Genomic DNA, 19,780 nt, shown 5'->3' on the forward strand with positions numbered 1-19,780 from the left:
GTCTGTAACCTGCTATGCAAGCAGCGGCCGAGCAGCTAAACCGTCTGCATCCGGCTCTGTCGGAAGCGAAAAGCTGAACTGAGCGCCAAGATACTGCGACGACTGAAGTTCAATCGTGCTGCCATGAGCCTCTATGATAGAGCGGCATATTGCCAGCCCCATGCCGACCCCACCTATTTTGGTTGTATAAAAGCTCTCGAATAAGCGCTCGCGCACCTTCGGATCGACACCCGGACCACTGTCTTCGACCTCTACAGTGACGCGTCGTTGGTCTTTACGCGCTCTGATAGCAAGCGTCCGGTTCCAGGCCTGCCCGTCTGCCATTGCCTGAGCTGCATTGGTGACCAAATTGACGAGAACCTGTAGTATCTGAGTCCGATCAATCCAAACCGGCACAAGGTCGGGAGCAAGCTCAAGGCGCAGTGCAATCTGACGATGGCTCAAATCCGATCGAAGAATTAAAACTGCTTCGTCGATGAGAGCAGCTATATCGACCGCCTTTCTGTCGGGCTTTGTGTTGCGTGCTAATCCCTTTAAAGCAGCAATAATATTTCCTGCCCGTCTACCGCTGTTGGCAATTCTTTCGAGCAGCGTTCGGACTTCGCCCAGATTAGGCTGCTCGTGGCTCAGCCAGCGTAGGCCTGCCTCGGCACTCGTGACGATCGACCCAAGAGGCTGGTTCACTTCGTGGGAGATCGAAGCCGTCATTTCTCCAAGCATCGATATGCGCCCAGCATGGGCGATGTCGCCAAGAACGTTGAAAGTCTCGCTATCGCGCGACTGATGAAGCTTTGTGATCCCGAGGATGGCCCTGTCTTGTTGACCGGATTGCCCATTCTTCCATCCGGATATGTGCGCGGGGAACAACGAACCGTCGGGAGACTTCAATATTCCTTCCATGGAAAAGCTCAATCCGTTGAGAAGCCTTAACAGCCCTCTGACAAAGGGCTTTTCCAATGTCTCTGGGATGATGTGTGAGACGTGTTCTAGCGCCGGCTTTTCGTGGCTCAAAAGGATAGACCGCGCGGCTGCATTCAGATCAAGTATTTCTAGACTGTTTGTTAAAGATCTAACGAGCGCTTGATCCCAGGATGTATCGTCATCAAACGATATGTCGGGACTCTTGATCAAATCTCGCGTCTTACGAAGATCAATTTCTATCACCGCGAACGGTGCGTGAGCGAAGACACCACGCGAGAGTATTCCACTAGGCATGTCTCACTTCCAACAGCTTTACGCTCTCTCGGCATCCAGTGTGTGATTGAGACCTTGCAGGTCTCGATACGACGGTAACGACTTCGCTTCTACGTTGAAAGGCCTTCATCGTGCTACGCTGGTGTATTGTTCAAGAAGAGTAGGCCCAATTCAAGATCATGCGCATGCATGCCACCGCCGGATGTTTGTTATCTATCGAATCCTGCAGGCGCCGGTTTTAGGGATCAATCATACAAAGGTATGATTGGCTACGACTGGTGTGTTGGAAAATTCAATGAATGTACGATTTCGGATGGAGTGCGATCCAGCGAAGATGACCTTATCAGCAAACGTTTTTCGGTCATTAGGAGATCAATATGCTTCTCAGCGCCGCTATTGTTTCACACCACCTGAAGCTGGAACATCTTCCGCCCGAAGCGTCGAACGAAGTCTCCCGTCTGGTTATCAAGGCGATTACCACGGTCGACAAAGACGAGGTCACCGCAATCGATCTGATCAAACAGGCATCTATCTTGCTCACGCCGCATGTCGTCACCGAGGGCATTGTTAAGCGCGTGACAACGGGCGGCCTCGCACCATGGCAAATTAATCGCGTGCGGAAATATATCGAAGATAATCTTTCGACCGCGATTTCGCTCGACGAGCTTGCTGAACTGGTCCGTCTGAGCACGAGCTACTTTTCCGCCGCATTCAAAGTCAGCTTTGCTATGTCGCCTCATAACTATATCGTCAGCCGCCGCATCGAACATGCAAAGTACCGAATGACCAACAGCAACGATAGTTTGAGCGAAATTGCGCTGGACTGCGGCCTCTCGGACCAAGCTCATCTTTCCCGGATCTTTCGCAGGGCCACCGGAACAACACCCAGCGCTTGGCGCCGTTTTAGCGCCAGTTATGAGCTGGCGATGTCAGCTTAGGACGCCTGGTATTGAATATGCCGATGACACTGAGGACCTTCCTGGTCGCGATCGCTACATGTTGACAGAAGGCGTGGCCTGCAGAGCCTGTCGTAACGCCGTCACGAACACGCGCACCTTGGGCAGAACGTTTCGCGTGGTGGGATAAACCGCCCAGATTGCAATCTGCTCTGGTTTTGCCTCATCAAGGACCACGCGCCGAAGCCTGCCGGAAAGTAAATCGTCAGCGACCGCCCATTCTGATAAGAGAGTGATCCCGGCTCCGGCAAGGCACACGGAATGACATCCAGCGATGCTGGTGGATGAAAACCGCGAGGGGACACGAAAATGCGTCTCACCGTCCTGCGAATTGAAGGTCCAATGCGTAGCACCTGCCATGGGAAGGCAATCATGATGCGAGAGTTCTTCCAAAGAGTGGGGCGTTCCTCGGCGACTAAGATAGTCAGGCGAGGCAACCAGGGTCCGCGGGTTGTCCGCCAGTTTTTGTGCAATAAGACTGCTGTCCTTCAGCCGCGCGATACGAATGGCAAGATCAGTTCCTGACGCAGTGAGGTCTGGAAGCCGGTCGTTCATGTCGAGCGCGATTTGAAGGTCGGGATGCTCATGCAGGAGCGCCGGGATCAACGGGGGGACGATTTTAAGTCCCAGTGCGACGGGAACTGAAACTCGAAGGAGGCCCGCTGCTCCCATCGTCTCTGATCGAACAAGTGCTCGACCTTGCTGTTCGTTGTCAACAATTGCCTGAGCAAATGGGAGGAATGTTTCTCCTTCCGCCGTTAGGGATAGCGAGCGCGTGGTTCGATTGAGGAGTCGAACGCCAAGAGCTGTCTCCAACGCGGAGAGCCGACGCGTTGCAGCCATCGGCATCATGCCAAGGCGCCTACCGGCTTCCGAAATGCTTCCGGAGGCAACCGAGCCGACAAAAACAGCAAGATCATCTGTGTTCATTATAACTGATTTCGATAAACTGGCAGATCAATATCCACAACTAAAACAACTGGCGATGCAAAGCTACATTTTTCACGTCCTCGTAGCTTGAAAGGCTCATGAAATGTCATCCTCAACAACAAGTAGCGCATTGAGCAAAACCGCTCTTTTGGCCATGTCCATTGCCAGTGGCATTGCGGTCGCCAATATCTACTACAACCAACCGATGCTCGGCATCATCGAAGCTGACTTCCGAGGTCAATCCGCAGCTGAGCTGGTGCCTACGGCGACCCAGCTTGGCTATGCTGTCGGACTCTTTCTATTGCTGCCGCTCGGTGACCTCGTTCAACGGCGAAAACTGATCATCGCACAGTTTGTGATATTGGCGGGAGCACTGTCGCTTGCAGCAATGTCATCATCCGCCTGGATGCTGGTTATCAGTTCGCTTGTTGTTGGAGCAAGCTCCACTGTCGCCCAACAGATCGTGCCCTTCGCGGCATCATTGGCTGCCGCCGAAAAGCGCGGTTCGACCATTGGTACCGTGATGGCTGGCGTTCTTTCGGGTATTCTTTTCAGTCGAACCCTATCGGGCTTCGTGGGTGAGCATGCGGGCTGGCGCGAGATGTTCTGGATTGGAGCGCCGCTGGCGCTGGCTGCGGCGGTCATGATGTTTGCAATACTACCCGCTCATGCGCCCACATCACGGATGCAATATGGGAGCGCGATCAAGTCACTTGGCCAGTTGTGGAGGCATCATCCGTCGCTACGAACAGCGACACTGGTTCAAGCTTCGCTGTTCGCTTCCTTCACTGCGTTCTGGACCATTCTCGCTCTTTATCTGCAGGGGCCGAATTTCGCGCTTGGAGCGGACGTCGCAGGATTGTTCGGTGTCGTGGGTGCGGTGGGAGTTTTTGCTGCCCCGGTAGCAGGCCGCATTGCAGATAAGCGCGGTCCGCATTTCGTTGTTTGGCTCGGAACTGTCCTGACGATTGCCGCCTGGATGATCTTTGGAACATGGGCGTCGATCGTCGCGCTGGTAATCGGCGTCATCATTCTCGACTTCGGCATCCAGAGCGTGTTGGTTTCCAACCAGCATATCATCTACGCACTTAATCCCGATGCCCGGAGCCGTTTGAATACAATCTTCATGACGGGGATGTTTCTTGGAGGAGCCGCGGGCTCAGCTATCGCCTCGCTGGCTTGGCAGAACGGATCGTGGCTAGGAGTAACCATTGTCGGGGGCATCCTCCCGCTGATCGCGCTAGCACTGAAGGCCGCTGGTCAAAGATCGACATCGAAGTTCAGCCACGCCAAGTAAAACGGAGATAAAAAGATCATTGTAAATTGGACTGGGCGGCGGTCGTAGGCAGGACTTCTCTGGGCCATATTCCTCCACGAGATAGCCCAGAGGGGCGCTTTGATCAGCGTTCTCTTCCAATGATTTTTATCTGACGGTTGCCGCGGTTATGTTTCCGGTTATTGGCTGTAACGGTCGCCGGAAACTTTTGTCGTTGCAGGGTAGGCAGGATCAGCCTGCGCGGACGGAAGTGATTAGCGGCTCCGCACATTGACGATGACAACGAGACTCCAACGCGGTGCTGCTTCCTCGTTAACGGTTCGGTCGAACGACGCTTGGCGCATCGGCCTAAAGCTGAAACAACTGCCGAATTCTATTGGAGATGGTCAGAGGGCGGTGCTGTACGGATGAGCTCCCGCCAGCACTCGCTGCTTCGGCATCGAGGCGTGCGGACAAGGTAGAGCCGATCTCGTCGGCGAGGTCTGGTCGATCGCGTAAAACCTTAGCAATACTTTCAGCCGATAGCTCGTACACAACAGCGGTTGTAAGGGTCCGGATTGTTCCAGGCTCTGCCGCTCCCATCAGCAGACCGCGCTCGCCGAGAAAGTCACCGGGAGACAGGCGGTTCAGTTCGATCTTTCGGCCGCCGTCGTCTCTTTCGACGGCGACGACTCCTTGAGCAACGATCATGAGCGTCGGGGACCTTTCACCCTGCTGAATGATCTCGGTTCCACGCGGGTAAGGATGCCGGGAGAGGTCGGTCGACAAGGTTTTTAACTCGTCTGCTGTCAATGAACTGAAGAGCGGAAGCGCGTGCACGATCTTCGCCGGGCTATCTGCAGGAAGATCGATGGGATTGACTGGCGTTGTCGGCATGTAGGCCGGCAGGGCAGTCGTGGTGACGAGTTGAAGGCCTTCGGCCTTGAGATGACGAAATATAAGGTCAAGCATCTCATTCTTAGCGGCGATGATCTGGCCTGCGTCAGCGACCCGGAAGGAAAGGTCCACGGCTATCGACTGTCCATCGATATCGCCCAAGGTGATGAGGGCCGGCGGGTCACGCAACGTGTGCTTACTGCCGATAACGATGGTCTCAAACACGTGTTGGATCTGAAGCGGCGTTCGGCTCGTGATCACCCTCACACCGATGCTTATTCCGTGGGCTTCATCAGGGCTGCTTTGATTGACAAGCTGGCTCTTCGCCAGATTGCTGTTGGGGATAACCACAAGGTCGTTTGTAGCGTTCAGCAAATGTGTAGCACGCCAGTTCGTCTCAACGACGCGTCCCTGAACTCCGGTGTCCAATATGATCCAATCACCAATGGAATAGGGCCGCCCAAGATTCAGCGCCACTCCGGAAAAAACGTCGGAAAGCGTGCTTTGGAGGGCAAGACCGAGTATCACCGCGATGACACCGGAGGTAGCAATCAAAGTGCCGACCGGAATATTGAAGACGTAGGCCACGATAGAAAGGCCTGCACCGATGTAGATAATCCCGGCAATCAGGTCCTGGACCAGTCGCCCCTCTCTGGGACGTTCTTCGAAAATCAGAACAAGCCTGACGAAGCTGATGAGCATCAATGCGCCGCCGATCCACCAAATGGCTTTCGCGGCTCCATAAAGCACGACAGTCCAAGTTCCGTCAGGATGTTGGGTTGTCGAATAGGGCTCGATGCCTTGAAAAACCAGGACGCCCGTCAGCAGGGCAAAGAGAACGGTATGCGCGAAGAAGATAAACGAGCGACTCGTAGCAGCAAGATGAACGGCAGCGAATGCACCTGCTAAAACGACCAATTGCAAAACAGGATTGACGAGATAAACCATAGCAAAGCCCAATAATGACAGCCGAAACTAAGCTGTGCGGGCATTTGCGTCTTGAACGCTTATATCAGATTTGTCCGCCTTCATTTTCGAATTGATGAGGCCATCATCGCCATAGCGGGGAACAGCAACGCAGGGATTGCAGGCCCACGCTAAGTCGGCGCTAGGAGAAATTGTTCAGATCATTTTGCGTCGCCAGGTGCTTGGCGGCTCTCCTCTATGAGCGGCAAAAACGCGGGTGAAGTGCGAGTGATCCGCAAATCCGCAACTGGCTGCAATGTCTTCCAGAGAAAGCTCCTGATTTATGAGTAGGATCTGTGAACGCTCAAGACGAGCCTCTGTGATCCACTGCCAGGGCGTTTTGCCTGTGCTCTCTTTGAATGCTCTGGCAAAGGCGGAGCGCGACATGTTGCATTCATCAGCGAGCGAGCCGACGGAGATCCCTAAATCGAGTCTCGCCAGGATCAACTCCTTCGCAAGATTTAAGTTCCTGCGCGACAAGCCTCCGCGGGCAACTCGTCGGCGGCGTGACACGACGCCATATGTTCCAATCAAATGATTGCCAATTGCGGCCCCAAGGCTCTCTTTGATCAGGTCGCTCCCATGCGACAGCTTCAGAGCTGCAACCAATCCGCCGAGGACAGGATCATTTCGGCCGATTGTCCTGGTTAGCTCAGAAAGTCCCTCGACGTTGGCCTCGTCTGCAAATCTCGACAAAACAGACGGTTCGATTTCAATTAGGACAAAATCGAAGTTGCCGGTGAGCTCGGCGCGATAATTGTCATCGAGCGTTCTGATGTAGAGATCTTTGTCCGCAAAGTCATAGCTCTCATGATGATGCTCGTGCCGGATTCTGCGTTTATGGCCAGCCGTCATCGAGATGCCGACCAAGTAGTTCGTCGATGAGGCCAATGCATGAACTGGCCCGGGCGCCCCGCCGTCGCCGCCTTTGATATGGAAGTGAATGCCCGCGCCGACAAAATGCTTATTCTGGTCGAGAGTTAACTTCGAACAGCCAAACACGTCGCGATCACGGTTGGTCGCACTGTTGCTCATAGGTCGTTTTGGGCCCGTTGAATGAGACAAATTTTCCATATCGTGGGGCGCATGTCAAAGTAAGATCTCTAGCTATCTGAGACCCTCATGGATGAAAATAAATTGTGCATCGTCCAGGATTGGACATAGCAGTTCACACGTTCATTGTACCGCAGTTAGAAGAGCCTCTCATTCGATCGCGTCTCCGGAATATCAGAAACTGACATCGCTGCTGCTACTCGTTTCCTTGCGCGTTATGGTCTCGTCGAATCCGCTACACAAAGCCTACATGGTCTCCGAAGGGTACATCCTCGTCCAGACTGCCAGTGCCAATCCGCTCGCTTTCGCCCGAAAGACGGTCTTCGGTGCTGTGCTCATTGGCTGCGTCTCTTTGATGATCATGATGCTCGCTGTTCGGGGGATCCGACTTATTGTCGTTCTTATCTCGGGAAGAGCCGTCTTTCTGTTCGCGCGCATGCTGGGCGAGTTCGGAGTTGATGATTGATTGACGCTCGGCCACCCATGCGGCCTCAGGTTCGGATAGCGATACGCTTGTATCGACACGCGTATGCGCTGACGGGGAAGGCCCGGACACCTTTTCAATTTTGTCCACCATCATGCGCTCCTAAAAGAGGGTTATTTCCAGCGTTTGAAGAACCGATCAGTCCGCTCAGTATGGCATCTCACCTCGCGCCGGAAGTAAGTGCAACTCAAATCATGCCGCGCTCGAGCTTAGAGGCTTACCAAGACGATATCATTTGAATGTCTCTTTCAAAATCGCAGCAGCCTGTGCCACTGCACCTTGAGCCGCCGGGGTGTCGGCGAGCTGGCCAAGGACTGCAAAATCATGGATCGTCCCCAGAAAGCGAACAGCGCTTACTCTGTTCCCTGCCTGCATTAGCTTGAGCGCGAACGTTTCAGCCTCATCTCGTGCCATGTCGTTCTCGGCTGTTATAAGAAGCGTTGCTGGCATGCCGTCCAGCTCTCTAACACGAGCGTCCGATGGAGACGGAAGGTCTTTGCTGCGGATTGCGTCCAACTCGCTGAAGATCTCAGACATAAGTGCGCGCGTTAGCCATGGCCCTTCCGAAAACGCATGAAAGGAAGGCGTTTCGCGCTGCGCGGACAATATGGGATTGAAGAGGATTTGTAGCGCTATAGACGGATCTGGGAGATCTTTGCCGATCATCGAAACAATGGCCGCAATGTTTGCTCCAACACCATCGCCTGCGACGGCGATGCGCGACGTATCAAGTCCAAGAGCGCGACCGCTTTTTTGGATTTCTGAAACAGCTGACAGCGCGCGGGCGACCCGGACCGACAATTGCCCCTGGCTTGTATCCAAGCAAAGAACTGCCATTTGGCTGCTGACAGAAAGAGCGCGGCATAAGCCCACAGCGTTCATCTGACCTTGTTCGTCTCCTCTTGCCGTACAAAAGAAGACAAGGACTGGGCCCATCAAACTTACAGACTTCGGCCGCATAAGAGAGGCCCTGATCTGATCGGGAGTGAGCGCGATGTTCGTCACCTCCACGTCCCCAACAGGTGGAGCAGAAGTATCCAACATCCGTTGTCGCATTTCTTCCATGCTCGTTGCTGGGCCTGGAAAACGGTCCAAGAATTCCTGGGTCAGCGTATCCAGAACCGGGTTGGCGGAGGCGGGCGTGATATGAACCGGCATTTTTTGATGACTTTTTGTAAGGTTTCGGCTGAAGATCAGTCTGTATAGGCAAGACGACGGCGGAAGCTGCTCGGCGTTTCTCCTGTCGCTTGTCGAAACAGCCGCGAAAGATGCGCCTGATCTGCGAGCCCGCATTCCAGTGCGATCTGAGCAAGCGGCTCGTGCCCCTCGCTTAAAAGCTTTTTAGCCAACTCGACGCGCTGTCTTTGAACATAGGCATGCGGAGGAATACCGAAACTTTGGCGAAACGACTTCGAAAAGTGGCTCACACTTAAACGGCAAAGAGCAGCCATATCTTCACAACGGATCGTCGAGGAGAGATGCGTTTCAACGAACTGGCTCACGCGTTTCATCTGCCATGGTGCCAAACCGCAGGCTTGCTCCGGCTTTCGTTCCGATCGAAGGAGCGCTCGCGCTTTTTCGAGGCACGCCCGAACTGCATCGATATCGCGATCTACCTCAAAGCCGGCTTGATCAAGAAGGTCAGTCAACGTGGATGCAATGCTTGCGGGCAAATCCCTGAGTGCCACGGGTGAAATTGGACCTGCTTCAGTAGCGCGATTGAAAGACATCGGAAGTTCCTTTCGGCGGGTTGATGTGAACGATGTGTTGTCGTTGACCAACATCTATCGCTGACCGGCCCAGCACCGTGAATTAAGCTTTGTGAAGAGTTGCAAACGCCGATAAAGCCTGTTTGCGGGACTCCGATGCACAGTCGTTTTGTGCAAGAAAAGCAATTCTCTGCAAGGACGGCAGGCTCCTAGATTGATAAGACGTACGTCCAGAACTGCGATGATCAACGGACGACAATGCAAGACCGCACCACCTACACATTCGACAGATTCACACTCTCGATTGCGCAAAGGGCGCTGTTTTCCAATGGTGAACCCGTTCGACTTGGGGCAAGAGCGCTCGAACTGCTTATTTTGCTGGTAGAAAGAGCCGGTGAGCTGGTTACCAAAGACCAGTTGATGCAACGCGCGTGGCCAGACGCAACGGTCGATGAAAACGCGATGCGCGTCCATCTTTCTGCTTTACGCAAAGCTCTTGGGGAGAGCGCTGAGGGCATCAGTTTCATCCAAAATGAGACCGGGCGCGGCTATAGGTGGGTTGTCCCCGTTCTTGCAAACGAAGCGGTTTCCATTCCGAAGGCAGATGTCGAAACAAAACCTCTATCGCTCTTTCTTCCCACTAACCTTGGTCAGGTCATTGGTCGTGACGAGGTCGTTCAAGGATTGGCGGATCTCTTTCCAAAAAGACGGCTAGTGACGATTGCAGGGCCAGGTGGCATCGGCAAAACAACGGTTGCCCTTGCTGTTGCGCACAAAGTCGTGGCGGAACAAGGTGTCGCGGGGTGCTTTGTCGATTTGGCGCCACTGGCGAACGAGAGCTTGGTTGTATCGGCCCTCGCGAGCCAATTGGGACTGCCCGTAGCGGGGGTGGCAGAACAAGGGATCATTTCGTCCCTTATTTCGCAGGCTGTTCTCATCGTTTTCGACAACTGTGAGCATGTCGTTGACGCCGTCGCACAGCTGGCCGAAGCCATTTTGCAGGCTGCTCCGAAGGTCAGCATATTGATTACGAGCCGCGAGCCTCTTCGGGCGGCAGGTGAGTCGATTTTCAGACTGCAGACCTTGGTCACACCGGCATATCGGCCAGGGATGACTGCAGCACAAGCTCTTGACTATTCTGCGGTCGAGCTTTTTTGCATTAAGGCCGCAGCGAGTTCGAGCAGCTTTGAGTTCCACGATGACGACCTTTCCGCGGTGCTCGATATCTGCGAACGGCTTGACGGTATTCCACTTGCGTTGGAAATGGCCGCCTCACGCATGGACTTGCTCAACGTTCAGGAAATGGCCAAGCGGCTCGATGACCGTTTTTCAGTTTTGACGAAGGGCCGTCGGACGGCAATGCCGCGCCAGCAAACACTTCGCGCAACGCTCGACTGGAGCCATGAACTTCTTTCAGAGAGCGAAAAAGCCGTCTTTCGGCGTCTATCGGTGTTCCGCTCTTCGTTCGAGCTTGACGCAGCGATTGCAGCTTGTTCGGGACCTGGCACCGAAAATTTTGTGGTCTTCGATGCGCTAACAGCGCTCGTCGACAAATCTCTTGTGACGATGGACAGGCGCGATCGTTCGTCACTTTATCGCTTGCTGGATACGACACGTTTTTACGCCGCGGAAAAGCTTGGCAAAGGGCCGGAATTTGAGACGGTGATGCAACGGCACGCGCAACAATGCTTAAAGCTGTTCTCGTCGGAAACGATTGCCTGGGATGGAGAAAATCCAGTGCAATGGCTTGCTGCCAATAGCTGGCGGGTCGATGATCTTCGCGCCGTGTTTGACTGGGCTTTTACCACAGGGGACAAGAAGCTTGGCGTAGAGCTAATCATCGCGTCTGCATCGCTTTGGTTTCATCTTTCGCTTCCCTCTGAATATTTGGCGATGGCTCGCCGAGCTCTTGACGCGATTGTGGGCACCGATCTCATTGGTTCTGTTGCGGAGCTAGAACTTCAGGCAACCTATGGTCACGCGCTTTGGCATACGGCAGGCCCAACGGAGGAAATGAATGAAGCATTCCTTCGGGCAGCTCAGATCGCGGACCAACTGGATCTTCCCGCTCATAAGCTGAGAGCCGTATGGGGTCTTTGGGCTCGGGCAATTTTGTTCGGTAACTATAGGGAAAGTTTAGGTCTTGCCGAGAGATTCAAAGGACCTGCCTATACGAGCGGTGTGCTGGCGAACATCCAGACTGCCGACCATATGCTTGCGCTCTCTCATCACTTCATAGGCAATCAGGGACAGGCCCTCGAACTCCTGATGAAGGTCATCGCGGGTGACGATGCTCCCGTTCGCGCCAATCACACCAACCACGCACAGGTTGACGGCAAGACGGCGGTGCTAGCTTTGCTTATGCGCATCACCTGGATCATGGGCGACGCCGATGCAGCGCTTTCGCTCGCAAAGGATTGTGCCGCCGATGCTCTTTCGCTCGATCATGATCTTTCGATTTGTTACGGCTTGGCGATTGGATGCATTCCGACAGCTCTGTGGTGCGGCCGGTTTGATGTCGCAAAAGAGTGGAACAGTCATCTTATGGGCCGCACCACCAAACGAGGTCTGCGTCATTGGCAGGTTTGGGCAGATGGTTTCGCGGCCGTTTTGGAAGGAAAAAACGTATTTCCCAAGGATGCCACAGCAATGCAGGCGGAAGTGTTCGCAACCTTAAGCCCTGATGCCTTTACGCCAAACCTTCTCGAAAGACATAATACTGAAGGTAGCCTTTGGTGTGGACCTGAACTCCTTCGCCTGGCGGCAGTCACAGCTGACGAGCCGTCAGGCATAAATATACAGGCGCTTGAAGCTGCCCAAGCAATTGCTGAACAACAAGGCGCAGCAGCTTGGGTGGCGAGGATCTCTCTGTCATATCCTTCGTGAACTGCTGATTAGACAGCACCAGCGACCCTGATTAACCTGATATCTCTCGATGAAGAATGATCGATACTGGTCCGCCACCGGACGGTCCCTGGTGTTCCGCGCCGCCTGATACGTAAATATCCGTCATTCCGAACAAACCTGCCAGGACGCCTCCCACGAATGCACGCGCATGCCGTGTGCTGGCAATATCGGAATCATCCAGCATGGTGTGCCGCTTGCCGCGAATGTTTCCGGAGGTATCGGCTTCAGCCTTGGCGAGAACGGCGACAATGGATCCCGCCGGCAACCGGTCACACGTCGCTTTGACAGACCCGGCGTCGATTGCATCAGCCATAACGGCATGATCGATCGAAAGCGGTCCGGACCAGCGACGGCTCATGCCTAGAACGATGATCTCGTGATCATGAAGCTCTACCCCCGAAGATGCAGATGTCCTGCCTGAGAAAAGCTCGTACCGACTGCATATATCGGCATCGGTAAAATCATCTAAATCAACTTCCCCCAGGGCAACGGCAGCCCCGAGAGAGGACGCGCCACGCGAAAAGGCCATTGACTTCAGCGTATCGCGGGTCACCGGCGACTCTCCCCTTGCGGCGGCTTCATTCGCCTGCGCAAGAGTGATCAAAGGGCATTTGATTTGGACGAAATGGACATCGGCCGGATCGTCAATGCCGGCATCGGCCATCGCTTTTCGTACCCCCGCAGCAACCGTTTCGACCTGCCCTTTTCGCCCAAGTTGCGCTACCGGCAGGTCTTGCGTGCGTGCAGTTCCGATCGCCAGAGCCCAGGCGGCATCTTCTTCCACTTCGCTCCGAGCGAAGATTGTCCAGTGGGGCGACAAACCTCCCTCTGTGCCGCCTGACATGACAATCGACACGCCTGACACGCCATAGCGGGCAAAAAGCGCTTCAAAGCTTTTGGTTGCGAAGCCTCTCGTGAAGTCGTTGACGCAACCATTGCCTTCGGTCTTGCCCATGATGGCGACGACATCTTTTGGATCGAGCCGGTCTTTAAAAAGCGCCTCGACACCGGAGACGTCATCCGGACCGGCAGCAGCAACGCGATAAACGGCAGCACGCATGGACGGCATAGAAACGCTCCTGGTCAAATTGCTGTTGGGAGAAGCCATCATCTTGTTCAGCAACCTTACCGCAAGGTGCTGACTGCCGACGGTGCAGGCTTCTTGATTGGACTATTGAACCGGGAGGAAATCCGCACAAGCAGCATTTTCGGAACCGAACGTGCGGAAAAACGCAACGGTCAGGGCGTTGCTATGCCTAGGAGAAGAGCGTCGCCCTGAGCGTCTCGATGAGCACTGCAGCGATCGCAGGCAACTGGCGGCCCCTTCTCATGCCAAGGACGAGCCGACCCGTCAACGACGGATCCCGCAGACGGCGCGCGATGATAATCTCATTGGTGCGGGCGCCGATTTCGATCTGGAAGCAGATCGCTTCTGAGGCGGCAACGATGATTTCCATTGCGGCGATAGAGTTCCCAACGACGATCGGCTGGAGGTTGATGGTCGTGCCGTCGGCCATGGCATCCAATAAGCTTCGTCCACCGAAACTGCGATCGCCAAGCAAAATAGGAGACTCCAAGCAGTCCGAAAGTCGAAGCCCGTCACGCTCGGCAAGCGGGTGGTTGCGGGCCATCACCGCGCAAAGCGTCTGACGGGTCTCGGCCAAGGTGTAGAATTTTCGGTCGGCCGGGGGATTGAAAGCGATGCCGAGATCAAATTCTTCTCGCGCGACCGCCGCGAGGACTTCAACGCTGCCCATCACTTTGAACTCGAACGAGATCTTGGGGTGCTGTTGGCGGAATATCGCAATTTGCTCGGCCGTCGCTTCAGCCACAGCCTCGATCAAGGCGATGCGCACGGTACCGCGCCGCAGACCTTGAAGCTCTTCGATCTGCGATTTGACGACGTCGAAATCTCTGTTGGTGCGCTGAATATAGGCGAGTAGCAGTTCGCCTGCAGTGGTCAGCCGCATGCCGCGCGGCAGGCGCTGAAACAGCGCAACGCCCATGCTTGCTTCAAGGTCGAGGATCTGCCTGTTAACGGCAGATGCTGAGATATTTAGTACGGTCGCGGCGCCTCTTATAGATCCATGCTTGGCAACCGACGCAAAATAGACCAACGCACGCGACGCAAGTTCCAGCTTCAATCCGTTCTCCAAAGGCAGCCTGCTTGCTTATGCGGCTTGTGGCATTTGATATTTGCAGAGACCATGGACACCGATTGTTACTGGAGTTCTCGCTACGATAAATGCCGACACTAGGGAAGGCGAGTCTTCGTTTTCTTTCGACTGTCGACTACGTTGAGCATTAGCAGCGCGCGGAAGATGCGCTTAGCTGCGTCCTGCATCCATCTTGATGAAGTCGACAAACGCTCTCAATGGCGCAGACATAAACCTACGGGAGAAATACAAGCGGGGGCCCTCAAACGTCATCCACCACTCCGGGAGGACAGGTTCGAGTTCACCAGATAAGAAATGCGGCTGAAGCCAGTTTTCGAACGTATAGATCAGGCCCTGACCAGCGCGTGCAAGGTCTATGGCGGCAGAGGCTGCATCGACGCCGACGATCAATCGACCCTGCGGGTCCACATTGAGAGACTCGCTGCCTTGCTCGCATTCCCATGGTACAAACGCGCCGCTGGAGAACCTGAGGCGAATGCAGTCATGATCTCGCATTTCGCTAGGATGGGTGGGGCATCCATTCCGCGCTAGATAAGATGGCGCCGCCGCGAGACCTGTTCGCTGCATCCTCGGTCCGATTGGTATGGCGATCATGTCCTGGGCAAGATGCTCGCCATAACGGATGCCCGCGTCGCATCCGGCGGCCACGACGTCCACGAGCCTATCCTCTACCACCAGTTCCACTCGCACGCCGGGATACGCCTTGAGAAAACGGTCGACCAGTGATGGAAGGATATCCACCATGACGGCTCCAGTCACATTCAGCTTCAGCAGCCCGCGGATGGCCAGATGCGCGCTGGCTGCATCGTTCAGAGCCGCGCGCGCCTCTTGATAGAGCGGCAATAACCGGTCCGCGAGACGCTGCCCTGCATCAGTCGGCGATATGCTCCTTGTCGTCCTCGTCAGGAGCGGCACGCCAAGGCTCTGCTCCAGGCGCTTGAGCCTTTCGCTGACGGACGAAGGCGACAACCCCATTCTTTGGGCCGTTTTACGAAAGCCCCCCGTATCGCAGATGTCGAGGAACACCGAAAGATCGTCAAAGCTAGGGAGGTTTTCATTGTTCGCCATAACGATCAGTCTATGCGGATTTCATATGATTATCGATACCGCCTTTGGAGGATATCTTTGCATTATCTCACTTTTGGGAAATCGGAGAATGGCCACCATGCAGAAGAAATCGGTATTGATCACAGGTGCGAACAAAAGCATCGGATTTGAAACGGCACGTCAGATGGGACGGCTGGGCTACGGCATATGGCTCGGCAGTCGTGATGAGGAACGAGGAGGGGCAGCTGCTCGGAGCCTCACCGCGGAAGGGATCGAGGTCAGGCCAATCTCTATCGATGTGACAGACGAGGCGTCCATCAAGCAGGCAGTGATGCGCGTTGAAGCGGAAGACGAAAAGCTCGACGTTCTCATCAATAATGCCGGCATCCCCGGCCAGATGCTGCCGCCCTCCCAGCAGTCAATCGACGACATCCGCCGCATTTATGAGACCAACGTCTTCGGTCCGATCAGGGTCACTCAGGCCTTTCTGCCTCTCTTAACGAATGCGGCTGGCGCCAACGTCGTCATGGTCAGCAGTGGCCTCGGCTCACTTGGATGGCTGTCTGATCCTCAAAACCAGTTCTATGGCGTTAACTTCCTCGGGTATAACAGCTCCAAGTCGGCATTGAATGCGGTGACCTTGGCCCTTTCGAAGGAGTTGGCTGGCTTGCGCATTAAGGTCAATGCCGCGGATCCTGGCTATACCGCCACAGATTTCAACGGGCATTCCGGTTATCGAACGGTTGAGCAAGCCGCGAGCGGAATTGTATGGCTGGCGACTTTGGACGAAAGCGGCCCATCTGGCGGCTTTTACTTCGACGGTACCGTCGTCCCCTGGTGACGGGCGGGGGGCAAGGTCTGCGATAGCCAACTCGCAAGTGAGCTTATCGTTGCTATTGTTGGCATAAGACGTCAAAATACGCAGCATCGCGCGCAGCAGGTTCGCTCCAACGAAGGCGATATTATATCTCGCGCGAGAATTCTTTCCGTATGTCAGCTTTAGCGCTTTCTTACAAATTCCGTGCGCAACACCAGCCCCTTGATTGCGTCGTGCCGGCAATCGATTTCTTCCGGGTTGTCGGTTATGCGGATCGAGCGGATCACCGTGCCTTGTTTGAGCGTCTGGCCGGCGCCTTTCACTTTCAGGTCTTTGATCAGAACAACGGAGTCGCCATCTTCCAGGAGATTACCCGAAGCGTCCCGAACCTCAGCCGCTTTTGCTGCTTCTGCAGCAATTTCCGAGGCGGGCCGCCATTCACCTGTCGCCTCATCATAAATGTAGTCGTCGTTCTGGTCGCTCATACTAATTCCGTTTGTCGTGCGGCCAGCAAAATAACAGGGCTTATCTTGTCGGCGACGCTTGATTTCATTTCCTCTATCTCAGACCTTTCGGAAGATCAAACATGGGCATTGCTTTCTGAGTGAAGAATCAAATTCGTCTTGGATGCAGTCAGTTGCTGCACGTCGATGTGCTATACCACCTATTTAGGATCTATCGTTTAGAGCTCCAGCGTCATCTTACTACGATGATTTTCAAAGGTTTAGAGATAAATCTCATCTCGTCGATTGACGATCTATATTGAATATATCGATTTGTTGTTTCTCAAACAGATCCTTGAGTGCATCAAAGCTTTCATCCTTTGCGAAACGGTATTCTTGTTCAATAATTGGCACGGCCAGAAGCCAATCAACCATTTTCGTATTAAGCTTTAAACTTGAAAGTTTATCCTCCAAATAAATTGCTCGGTAATCCTCATGCTTTCCGCCTCGCCTTTTAAATAAAGATTGGAAACGATCCTTTTTCTTGACGACCTACCTCTGCCCCTTCTTTCCGCGACAAGAGGATCGGCACCTTCGGTTAGGAGCGTTCCTGCTCGTTCAGGTGCATCAGTAAGGCCCGTGCATCTTCTGCCGAGCGAGGCCGCTGAAAAGGATCGTTTTGCGCACAGGCGGCCGAGAAAAGTTGAAGATCGTGCCTGGCTTGTTCTTTCTGTCGATCAAGAAGATACGCGGTAAGGCGGCCGAGCGCGTAGATGTCGTGGCTTGTGTCGACCGGTTTCTCCGGTCCGTGTTCTGGCGGAAGGAAATCGGGGGAGCCCGCGAATGCAAGGCCGAGGTCGGAATGACATTCGCCTTTGCGGAGACTGATGCCAAAGTCGCCGAGCATCGCGGATTTGGGATCGCCCGCTGGGATGAAGATATTGCCCGGCGCAACATCGCAATGCACGTAGCCTTGCTCATGGATGACGGCGAGCGCTTCCAAGAGCCGGAACAGCAAGGCGCCGATATCAAGTTCGATCATATCTGCGTGCTTGTAGAGATCGAGAAGTGAACGGCCTTGCCAGTCTTGCAAGAGAGCCGGCCGCCCATCGTCAAGGCGTAGAAGCACGGTTGTCTCGACGATCGTGCTGTGACGAAAGCCGAGACCGATGGCAGCTTCGCGACGCAGCCGCTCGATCAGCGGTGCATTCGCTGCCTGCATGAAGGGCAGGGTTTTGAGGGCATGCAGCGTGCCGAGATCCCGGTGCCGAAGCTGCAAAATTTCCGTTGTCTCACTGCGATAGATGCTGCCTTCCACAGTAAATGTACCAGCGATGTATGCATTCGTCGTATCGCTTAACCGGTTCGCTGCCCGGTCGAATGCGTTTCTGATCTGATCGAGGAGAAGGCGTTGTTCGTCGGGCGGGCGCGGCCCCGCCTCATCTTGCCGAATGGTCGACCATAGCGCCGCAAAATGCCGTTGCAGCATATCCGGCGGCTTGGGCTTATCGGCGTCGTTTGTCATCGCGACATCCGATAACGATGGCGCTGACATTGTCCCGCGCGTTCTCGATCAAGGCTTCCTGGATAAGCGCGTTCGCGCAATCTTTGACAGGTGTTGCGGCAACGACTTCGGCAACGCCACGCTCCGTCAGCAGGTTCACCAATGTGAAGCTGCAAAGCAACAAACGATCGCCTTGCTTCCAGTTATCAACCGTGACATCCGGCTTGAACTGCTGCCCAATGCCCACGCATTGGGAAAGCTGCCTCTTCATTCCGACAATGACGTGATCGTTGGTCAAGGGGAGCATGACGCCGTCGCGCAGCAGATAGGCCCGCGCATCGCCGGCCCAAAGTACGGTAAGGTTGTCGCTGGACAGCGATGCCGCCACAACGCTGGCCATAGGACGTTGGGTTGGATTGAGGTTGGGTCTATGAAGAAGTAGACTGTTGACGGCGCTCAGCTTACCCTTGATACGCAGGGCGAGGTTTTCCGCACTTGGATCTTCAAGAATATCCGTCAGGCTGTTTGTCGTTAGTCGCGCAGCCTCAAGGCCGAGATTGGGTTCGCCGACCCCATCGGCAATCGCAAAGAGTGCCGGGGCTTTTGACACGAAAAGCGAGTCAGCATTGACGCCGAGATGCGTGCCGGGATGGGTTGCATAGCTGTAGACGAGCGGCCCATCGTCGTCGCGGACCAATGGGTTAACGGCGGGGGCGGATTGAGGCTGTGCAGCCTGCGGAGTGATTGCGACCGCTGGCGCAGCCTCATTCTGCTCGTCAGGATGTTGGGGAGACGGTTTGCTTTCCTCGAAAATCTTCAGGAAGTCCTCGCTCTTCAACTTCCCTTCGAACAGAAGGCCGCGCGCGCTTCTCGTTTCTGCATCGATGTACCACCAAAAACTTCTCCGCCCTTCGGACACATGCGTTTCGTCATCATCGCGCGCGCGGGGCATGCGTAGACGCTTGATGGCGGCCGTAAACCGCGAAATATCGAAGTCGCTCCGCAAGGACGTCTCAAGCAAGGCCTCCACGGCGATAAACCAGGCGTCGTCGAGGTAAAGCGCTCGTGGGTGCTGCTTGAACTCGCTCATCTGCGCCAGCAACAGGAAAGGGTAGCGACGTCCGACACGATCCTTGTTGGGTAAAAGCACTCCCGCGTAGGCGGAGGCGCCCCACACGCCGCGCTCGATAATAAAACGCCGCGGGGGCGAGGCGGCAAAGAGGTCGCCCCATCGGCCTGGGAACGCCTCGGCGCAAGCATGCAAACCCGAACGCAGCCACTCGTCGATCAAGGTTACAAGGTCCCTATCGAGGCCCTCCGATATGAAGTCGCCATGCGTAGGGACCTTGCCGAAGAACCCAATCCGGTCGCTCTCCGTCGCCGTCTTCGTCTGTCGTGTAGACTGTAGAGCCATCAGTCAACGCGAGGTGGCGAAGAAAGA

18 protein-coding genes are annotated in these 19,780 nt (G+C 54.8%); 4 read left to right on the forward strand and 14 right to left on the reverse strand.

Annotated elements, in window-relative coordinates:
* Window positions 1–12: 12 nt before the first annotated feature.
* Complete coding sequence (locus VQ830_RS22645) at window positions 13–888, reverse strand: sensor histidine kinase (RefSeq protein WP_337270421.1); 876 nt, start codon at window positions 886–888, stop codon at window positions 13–15.
* A gap of 683 nt (window positions 889–1,571) precedes the next feature.
* Here VQ830_RS22645 and VQ830_RS22650 point away from each other — a divergent pair.
* The gene (locus VQ830_RS22650; RefSeq protein WP_337270422.1) at window positions 1,572–2,132 is read left to right on the forward strand and encodes a helix-turn-helix domain-containing protein; all 561 of its coding nucleotides are present in this window, start codon (window positions 1,572–1,574) and stop codon (window positions 2,130–2,132) included.
* Between the two features lie 54 nt (window positions 2,133–2,186).
* Here VQ830_RS22650 and VQ830_RS22655 read toward each other — a convergent pair whose 3' ends face one another.
* Window positions 2,187–3,080: a LysR family transcriptional regulator gene (locus VQ830_RS22655; RefSeq protein WP_337270423.1), complete on the reverse strand. Its 894-nt coding sequence runs from the start codon at window positions 3,078–3,080 to the stop codon at window positions 2,187–2,189.
* Window positions 3,081–3,183: 103 nt separating this feature from the next.
* Between VQ830_RS22655 and VQ830_RS22660 the strand changes: the two genes are divergently transcribed.
* Window positions 3,184–4,377, forward strand: a complete 1,194-nt coding sequence (locus tag VQ830_RS22660; RefSeq protein WP_337270424.1) for an MFS transporter — start codon at window positions 3,184–3,186, stop codon at window positions 4,375–4,377.
* Between the two features lie 327 nt (window positions 4,378–4,704).
* On the opposite strand, the gene VQ830_RS22665 is transcribed toward VQ830_RS22660, so the two are convergent.
* From VQ830_RS22665 to VQ830_RS22685, 5 genes are all read right to left on the reverse strand, one after another.
* Complete coding sequence (locus tag VQ830_RS22665) at window positions 4,705–6,180, reverse strand: mechanosensitive ion channel domain-containing protein (protein WP_337270425.1); 1,476 nt, start codon at window positions 6,178–6,180, stop codon at window positions 4,705–4,707.
* A 174-nt stretch (window positions 6,181–6,354) separates the two neighbouring features.
* Window positions 6,355–7,233, reverse strand: coding sequence for a helix-turn-helix domain-containing protein (locus VQ830_RS22670; protein WP_337270426.1), 879 nt, complete (start codon window positions 7,231–7,233; stop codon window positions 6,355–6,357).
* Between the two features lie 253 nt (window positions 7,234–7,486).
* On the reverse strand, window positions 7,487–7,828 hold the full coding sequence (locus VQ830_RS22675) for a hypothetical protein (protein ID WP_337270427.1): 342 nt from the start codon (window positions 7,826–7,828) through the stop codon (window positions 7,487–7,489).
* A 138-nt stretch (window positions 7,829–7,966) separates the two neighbouring features.
* Complete coding sequence (locus VQ830_RS22680; RefSeq protein WP_337270428.1) at window positions 7,967–8,893, reverse strand: alpha/beta hydrolase fold domain-containing protein; 927 nt, start codon at window positions 8,891–8,893, stop codon at window positions 7,967–7,969.
* A 35-nt stretch (window positions 8,894–8,928) separates the two neighbouring features.
* Complete coding sequence (locus VQ830_RS22685) at window positions 8,929–9,465, reverse strand: helix-turn-helix transcriptional regulator (protein WP_337270429.1); 537 nt, start codon at window positions 9,463–9,465, stop codon at window positions 8,929–8,931.
* Between the two features lie 237 nt (window positions 9,466–9,702).
* Here VQ830_RS22685 and VQ830_RS22690 point away from each other — a divergent pair, with 237 nt between their 5' ends.
* Window positions 9,703–12,330, forward strand: a complete 2,628-nt coding sequence (locus tag VQ830_RS22690; protein WP_337270430.1) for an ATP-binding protein — start codon at window positions 9,703–9,705, stop codon at window positions 12,328–12,330.
* Window positions 12,331–12,361: 31 nt separating this feature from the next.
* Here VQ830_RS22690 and atzD read toward each other — a convergent pair whose 3' ends face one another.
* The 3 genes from atzD to VQ830_RS22705 all read right to left on the reverse strand — a co-directional run bounded on the left by atzD (window position 12,362) and on the right by VQ830_RS22705 (window position 15,596).
* Window positions 12,362–13,420, reverse strand: coding sequence for a cyanuric acid amidohydrolase (atzD, locus tag VQ830_RS22695; RefSeq protein WP_337270431.1), 1,059 nt, complete (start codon window positions 13,418–13,420; stop codon window positions 12,362–12,364).
* Between the two features lie 187 nt (window positions 13,421–13,607).
* Entirely contained in the window at window positions 13,608–14,495 is an 888-nt protein-coding gene (locus VQ830_RS22700) for a LysR family transcriptional regulator (RefSeq protein WP_337270432.1), read from the reverse strand.
* A 183-nt stretch (window positions 14,496–14,678) separates the two neighbouring features.
* A complete protein-coding gene (locus VQ830_RS22705; protein WP_337270433.1) occupies window positions 14,679–15,596 on the reverse strand; it encodes a LysR family transcriptional regulator in 918 nt (305 codons plus the stop codon).
* An 88-nt stretch (window positions 15,597–15,684) separates the two neighbouring features.
* Between VQ830_RS22705 and VQ830_RS22710 the strand changes: the two genes are divergently transcribed.
* A complete protein-coding gene (locus VQ830_RS22710) occupies window positions 15,685–16,416 on the forward strand; it encodes an SDR family oxidoreductase (RefSeq protein ID WP_337270434.1) in 732 nt (243 codons plus the stop codon).
* A gap of 158 nt (window positions 16,417–16,574) precedes the next feature.
* On the opposite strand, the gene VQ830_RS22715 is transcribed toward VQ830_RS22710, so the two are convergent.
* From VQ830_RS22715 to tagF, 4 genes are all read right to left on the reverse strand, one after another.
* Entirely contained in the window at window positions 16,575–16,877 is a 303-nt protein-coding gene (locus VQ830_RS22715) for an alkylphosphonate utilization protein (RefSeq protein WP_337270435.1), read from the reverse strand.
* Between the two features lie 252 nt (window positions 16,878–17,129).
* Window positions 17,130–17,315 carry a suppressor of fused domain protein gene (locus VQ830_RS28855; protein WP_497812707.1) on the reverse strand — a complete coding sequence of 62 codons (186 nt, stop codon included), beginning with the start codon at window positions 17,313–17,315 and terminating at the stop codon, window positions 17,130–17,132.
* 118 nt (window positions 17,316–17,433) lie between these two features.
* Window positions 17,434–18,360: a protein kinase domain-containing protein gene (locus tag VQ830_RS22720; RefSeq protein WP_337270436.1), complete on the reverse strand. Its 927-nt coding sequence runs from the start codon at window positions 18,358–18,360 to the stop codon at window positions 17,434–17,436.
* Window positions 18,341–19,753, reverse strand: a complete 1,413-nt coding sequence (gene tagF, locus VQ830_RS22725; protein WP_337270437.1) for a type VI secretion system-associated protein TagF — start codon at window positions 19,751–19,753, stop codon at window positions 18,341–18,343. The genes VQ830_RS22720 and tagF overlap by 20 nt, the downstream gene beginning before the upstream one ends.
* Window positions 19,754–19,780 lie beyond the last annotated feature (27 nt).

The sequence above is a fragment of the Oryzifoliimicrobium ureilyticum genome, from assembly GCF_037199735.1.
GTDB classification, from domain to species: Bacteria; Pseudomonadota; Alphaproteobacteria; order Rhizobiales; family Rhizobiaceae; genus Rhizobium; species Rhizobium ureilyticus.